6 protein-coding genes are annotated in these 6,168 nt (G+C 49.3%); 5 read left to right on the plus strand and 1 reads right to left on the minus strand.

All coding sequences use genetic code 11. The features are described 5' to 3' along the window. From OP495_RS15985 to OP495_RS16005, 5 genes are all read left to right on the plus strand, one after another. Positions 1-850, plus strand: an 850-nt coding sequence (locus OP495_RS15985) for a YcaO-like family protein (RefSeq protein ID WP_280570693.1), incomplete at its 5' end; no start/stop codon positions are given. Between the two features lie 486 nt (positions 851-1,336). Next, on the plus strand, positions 1,337-2,221 hold the full coding sequence (locus tag OP495_RS15990) for a hypothetical protein (RefSeq protein WP_280570694.1): 885 nt from the start codon (positions 1,337-1,339) through the stop codon (positions 2,219-2,221). A 644-nt stretch (positions 2,222-2,865) separates the two neighbouring features. Next, positions 2,866-3,141, plus strand: a complete 276-nt coding sequence (locus tag OP495_RS15995) for a hypothetical protein (RefSeq protein ID WP_280570696.1) — start codon at positions 2,866-2,868, stop codon at positions 3,139-3,141. A 111-nt stretch (positions 3,142-3,252) separates the two neighbouring features. Further along, the gene (locus tag OP495_RS16000; protein ID WP_280570698.1) at positions 3,253-4,344 is read left to right on the plus strand and encodes a hypothetical protein; all 1,092 of its coding nucleotides are present in this window, start codon (positions 3,253-3,255) and stop codon (positions 4,342-4,344) included. 115 nt (positions 4,345-4,459) lie between these two features. After that, the gene (locus OP495_RS16005; protein ID WP_280570700.1) at positions 4,460-4,828 is read left to right on the plus strand and encodes a GNAT family N-acetyltransferase; all 369 of its coding nucleotides are present in this window, start codon (positions 4,460-4,462) and stop codon (positions 4,826-4,828) included. Positions 4,829-4,985: 157 nt separating this feature from the next. On the opposite strand, the gene OP495_RS16010 is transcribed toward OP495_RS16005, so the two are convergent. Continuing rightward, on the minus strand, positions 4,986-6,002 hold the full coding sequence (locus tag OP495_RS16010) for an IS30 family transposase (protein ID WP_280570701.1): 1,017 nt from the start codon (positions 6,000-6,002) through the stop codon (positions 4,986-4,988). Positions 6,003-6,168 lie beyond the last annotated feature (166 nt).

A 6,168-nucleotide genomic window follows, 5' to 3' on the forward strand; every position in this document is an offset into this window, starting at 1 on the left:
GAACGACCTGCCGCAGCCGACCTTCAGCTCGCTGGCGGTCTCCGAGCCCAACAACTTCGTCGAGCACTTCATCGACTCCTCCGGGGTGATTTCCTGGCGTTTCTTCAGCGAGCGCACGGATATCGACTTCCACGAATGGGACTTCGCCGGCACCACCGCGGAAGAGGCCGAGCGCCTCTACGGACTGCTCGCCGACCAGGGCCTGGAAGCCTACGTGATGGAGCATGAGGACCTCGGCGCGCCGGTATGCCGCATCCTGGTGCCGGGGTATTCAGAGGTGTACCCGGTCGAGGACCTGGTGTGGGACAACACCAACATGGCGCTAGCATTCCGCGCCGACATCCTCAACCTGCATTCGCTCGAGGATGAGCGCCTGGCTGACCTGCTCGAGCGTCTGGAGGAAAGCCAGCTCGACGACCACATCAAGGTCGGCACGCTGATCGGCATCGAGTTCGACGACAATACGGTGTGGAGCGAACTGACCATCCTCGAGCTCAAGCTGCTGATCGAGCTCGCCCTAGGCGAGTACGAAGCCGCGCTGGAGCACGTTCAGATGTTCCTGCAGTTCAACGACAACACCGTGCAGCGCGGCCTGTTCCATCAGGCCATGCAGGCGGTGCTGGAGATCGCCCTGGACGACGACCTCGACTTCAACGACTACCACCGCAACTTCACGCGTATGTTCGGCGAAGAGACCATGCGCCAGGTGATCGGCGCGGTGAACGACGAGATACGCTTCCCCGGGCTGACGCCTACCAGCATGGGGCTGGAAGGCATCGACCGCCACCAGCGCCTGATCGAAAGCTACCGGAAGCTGCACGCCGCTAGAGCCGGCATCGCCACCTCGTAAACCGCGCCTCCCCACCCTCTCCGCCACCGCCACCTACGGCGCGCCCCGTCGGAGAGGGCATTCACCCCCGCCTAATGCGTTGACGCCAGAGCCCCGCCCCTACGACCAACCGCCGCTTTGCATCCATCATCACACTTGCATACTCTGAATCACTAAAGCTGCTTAGACGGCCAGGCTGAAGAATGACAACGACGCAACACAGGGACTACCGCATGGATGGCAAGGCCGCATCACCGCTTGCAGGTAGGTGGCGGTAGCGTGCCTGGAATTCATGACTTGCCGCTGTTTCTCATTCCGCATATTGGCCCTGTAAAACGCGCCGGCACGCGAATTCCGTATATATTGCCTAAGTTTTATTTGTTTTATTTAAAATCAATGGATTAGGTCGGAATTGGTGGGCTATATAAGATTCATTGAACGCGCGCGCTCGTTCAAGTGACAAAACGAGCGCGCTACCTAATACCTGTTAGGTTTCAGGGAGGTTAATTGTTCCAATTTGATATAAAACAGCATTTGAAATACGTAGAAATTCATGATTTGCATGAAAAGATCTGCGCTTTTCGGGAGCTCCCCTTTAGTCGGTTAAATAAGACTGAGATCGCAAAACATATAAGTAATGTCCTTTGCTTTGATACGCCAAACGGGAATGTAGCTATACTGACTCCAAGAGTGGGGTCTTATCCTAGGGGAACTAGGTTTTATCGAGTCAGACGTTTGGAGCAGACTGACACCAAGTTTCCGCTTAGTGGGATGCGAAGCGAATCAGATGCCTGGAATCCACCACCGCATGTTGTGAGAAAGGGCAGGCTGAATAGGGAGGGCGAATCATTACTCTACACAACTCCCATAAACCCAAAGGTCGCAGTAGAGGAGATGCAAATCCCGGATGGTGACAATTTTTCTTTGATAGTTTATGAGGCTATGGAGGAAATTCGTGCAACAACCATTGGCGCACGGTGCAACGATGAAAATCTCACCAGTAACGAACAGCTCAAGCTCAATATGTTGAACGATTTCCTGGCACATGAGTTCACTAGAGATGTAGGGAGCGGTACGGAATATTTATATGATATATCCGAAACTATCGCAAAAGATTACTTCGATCTTCCCAGAGATATACAAGATGCTTGGTGTTATCCTTCTGTAGCGGATCGTCCAATGTTCAACGTATGCCTCCGTCCTGAAGTTGCACGTCAAAAACTAAGCTTGGTTGGTGTTCAAATTGCCTCACGCACACATATCGATGAAAACAGCGGCTATTTTCACGTCAAGTGCGTAGCATCTGGTTTTGATGATTGTGGTGCTTTCGTCTATCACAGGATAGGGAGCGAAACGCAGAAAAAGCTATTTCCCGAGATTCGTTCTCAGTAACCTAACGGATCGCTGCAGTTGACCGGCCTTTCAGGCCGGCAACTAAGCTTCGGCGTTATGCTTTTGCTGGCACCAGTACTTGAGCTGAGGTTAAGATTATGAAATTTAATGCTCTTTTAGAGTTAGTGGCTAAGTAAATGATGGATATCCTTCTACTAATAGTGCAAATAGCGGTCTCGGTCGCGGTAGTAATTATTGCTTGTAGGCAGTACATAACAAGCAAAACGCAGCTTCGGCTCAATCTATACAATAAAAGATATGCCGTTTTTGAGAAAACATTGAACTATTACTACGCCTATATGTTCAGTGAACCTAATTCGGAGATAGATCCAAAAATAAAGGCGGATTTTGGTCGTGCGTATACCGAATCTCGTTTCCTGTTCGGATCCAACTCTCCTGTGTATCACAAGTTGACCAACATTAAATCCTGGGCTGAAGAGAAAGAATCGAAATCTAGCCCAGAGCCCCTTCTCAAGGCATTAGAAGATGAGCTGATAGAGTCATTAGATTTTCGAAGAATTGAAATAGGCCAGGGCGGCCTTTGGAATCGCATAACAAGTTGCTGCACTCGGAAAAATTACTCGCTGCGCTCCTAATTTTCCGGTGAGCAAAGCGTTATGTGCAAATAGTTACAGGAGAAGAAATTGAGTTCTGATGATCGTGAACGGACATTGACTGATGTAGAGAAGACATTCTATAAGACAATGATTAATAACACAGTATTTTCGTCCTTAAATCGTTCTGTTTCAGCGCTTGAAAAGCTTGCAGTTAATACTGAGGCTCTAACTGCGGAGCTCAAGAATGCCAATGATTCTTCTACTAAATTAGCCAAAAGCCTAAATTGGCTAACTTTTTCTGCTGTTGTGATCGCAGCTGGCGCATTGATTCTAGAAGTATACAAACTATGCGCTGCCAGCTAGAACATAAAAAACCGCTTAAATGCGTTCCGGCCACAAAAGGCGTGGCCTTCACCGGACTCGCTAACGCTCGCCGTTTAGCGGGGCGTTATATGAAAAAGGGAAATAGCTAGTTTGGACGTAATTCTCAACCCTCCGTTGCCAATAGCGATTGAAGAGTTCTATAAGACACTATTGTCCGTTTCTGGCGTTCTGTTCGGTATCGCTTTTGCTGCGATGCTGTTTGTTCTGCAAAGCGGATTTTCGTCGTTTAAGTTCTCACGAAGGATGTTTTTAGAGTTGTATTTGCACTTTGGTCGTCAATTGCTCTATTCGTTGGCTTATCTTACTGCTGCTCCATTTTTAGTGTTGTTCTTCTCAGGTAATTCGGCGGCGGTCTCTTGGCTATACGGCCTATACTTCATATTTTTCTTGAATGCCACATTGGATTACGCAAAAGAGGAAGGGTGTATATTAACCATACACTCTACAAAATACGTGCCTAGGCACTATGGCAGAATACGTACATACTTCAGATATATAGCTAACCGCGGTGTGTTAAGAAACATCTCATTTTTGCTTCCAGCTGTTCTTCTTATAACTTACCCATATTTTTTATCTTTAATCAACGCGGGCACGCTGTATCTCACAAAGGCAGCGGTCTTTTACAGCTGCCTTATACCATTACTATATTCTCTTTATAAAATCACAAAATTCATTCCGGAATTTTTTCTATACACCGGAATGGAAATGTCTGCAAGCACACGGGAGCCGTCAGAAGAACGTTCTGAAGAAGAAAAGCAACAAAACATTGTAGAGAAGCGAGCGCTAAGAGAACACCTTGTTAACCATGGCCTTAGCGAGTTAAACCCGACAACCCCGCGCAAGTTCATTGATGGCGTAATTTCCGTGAACTTTCTTGATAAAAACGACAATGACGAGGCATGGTTTAATCTCGATGTGGAAGCTAATAACGTTACCCCAATGCAAGTTCGAAGTAACGTGCTGATTTATTCGCACGCACTAGCAAAGAGATTGCATGAGTCGAAAGTGTCGATTAATACTTTTGTTTTGTCGTTCCATATCAGAGTAGGAAATCAGCCATCAAGAAATATGTTCTTTCGGATGTCTCGCAACGAACTAGAAAAGGTATTCTCGCCTGGACGCGATCGGCCAGAAGATATGTGTGAATTGAAGAATGTGTTGTTCGATGAATTGTTTAGATAATAATCATATAACCAGGCCAATCACGGCGACAGCTTTTGCGTTCCGGCTTCGCCTGCACTACAAAGCTACGCGTGTTGGCGGCGTTATATTCCGCGAGGTGGAGACGAATACCATCATGAAAATTAGAAAGGTGTCTCAAGCTGATCTTATGGACATTTCTTGCATTCAACGCGAGTGTTATAGCGAGGATCTCCTCGAGTCCGTTGAATCATATACTGCAAAATTGTCTGCTAATTCAGGTTTCAGCTTCATCGCTATGCAGAACGAAATGGTAATAGGGTACGGGATATCTTTGCCATGGGTGTATGGTGAAATGCTTGACCTGGATGGTGTCGATTATTCTTTCCCGATAGATGCGGATAGCCTTTGCATCCACGACATTGCGGTGAGCCGTAAAGCACGCAATGGCGGTACTGCGAAATGTTTGCTGAACGCAGTATTGGAGTCCGCAACATCAAGGGATATAACCGGTTGTTTCTGGTAGCTATCCAGGGGCGTCATCTTACTGGAAGCGTCAAGGGTTCGAAGTTGTGAAGGTGAATGAGAAGCTAAGGGATCGTCTTTTGGCTTATGGGGAGGATGCAGAATCTATGACTAGATCCTATGAATAGGGGCGGATGCAGGTTCTGAGTGCAACACCGTCAATGCATTGATGACGGAGCTTCATGGTACTGCGCCATCAGTTCACTCATCATTTCAATGGGACATTTGAAGTCGAACCGCTTCCGCGGGCGCATGTTGAGCTCAAGCGCTATCTCATCCAGTTCTTGCTGGCTGTAGACCGATAGATCCGTTCCCTTGGGCAAGTACTGCCGTATGAGCCCATTGATATTTTCGTTGGCACCTCTTTGCCACGGGCTATGCGGATCACAGAAATAGATGGCAACACCGGTATTCTGTGTGATCTGTGCGTGCTGCGTCATTTCGCGCCCTTGGTCATACGTCATGCTCTTCCGTGCAGCCAACGGCATGCGGTTCAGCGCGGCGCTAAAGCCTTCCACGGCAGAGGTGGCGGTCGCATCGTGCATCTTGGCCAAGATCAGATAACCGCTTTTCAGTTCCACAAGGGTACCGATAGCCGATGCATTGCCCTTTCCTTTGATCAGGTCACCTTCCCAATGCCCCGGGAATTCACGCTTCTCCACCTCGGGCGGGCGGAGGTGAATGCTGACCATATCAGGGATCTGGTTGCGCCGGTCGACTTGCCCACGCCGCGGCTTGCGAGTCGATTTTCCTTGCCGCAGGCAGTGGATCAACTCTTTTCGTAGCTCGCCGACGGGCAACGCATAGATGGCGTTGTAGATCGTTTCACGGCAGACGTAGGCGTCTCGGAGGTCAGGGATATTCATATGCTTGAGCTTGCCGCTGATCTGCTCGGGGGACAAGCGCTGACGCAGCATGTGCTGAATCAAGACGAAGCGGGGACTTCCAGGAAGCAGCTTGCGCCTTGGCCGACAGACTGTCCGGCGATCCTGGCGACGCTGTTGCGCATGCGACACACGATATCTGCCATCGGACGCTCCATTGCGGCGTATCTCTCGGCTGATCGTCGACGGAGACCGCTCGAGCAGAGCCGCCACCTTCCTGATGCTCAAGCCCTGCGCGAGGCTGACCTGGATCGTCGCACGTTCTTCGATGCAGAGTTCAGAATATGACATGGGTGCAACACCTTACCGATTCGGTCAGGTGTTGCACTCAGAATTTGCGGCCAAGAGGTTTTTCGAACCATGCTGGTACTCATTTGGTACTCGCAGTGCTTTCGATTCGGTACCTGGGAGGTTTACTTTGGCGACGATCAGGAAGCGCCGACGAAGGGAGAGCAGC

Source organism: Chromohalobacter sp. 296-RDG, from assembly GCF_029889885.1.
Taxonomy (GTDB): Bacteria; Pseudomonadota; Gammaproteobacteria; order Pseudomonadales; family Halomonadaceae; genus Chromohalobacter.

Excerpts from the sequence above, each read along its gene's own strand:
- OP495_RS16010 (WP_280570701.1), bottom strand. The coding sequence starts at position 6,002 with ATGTCATATTCTGAACTCTGCATCGAAGAACGTGCGACGATCCAGGTC.
- OP495_RS16005 (WP_280570700.1), top strand. The coding sequence starts at position 4,460 with ATGAAAATTAGAAAGGTGTCTCAAGCTGATCTTATGGACATTTCTTGC.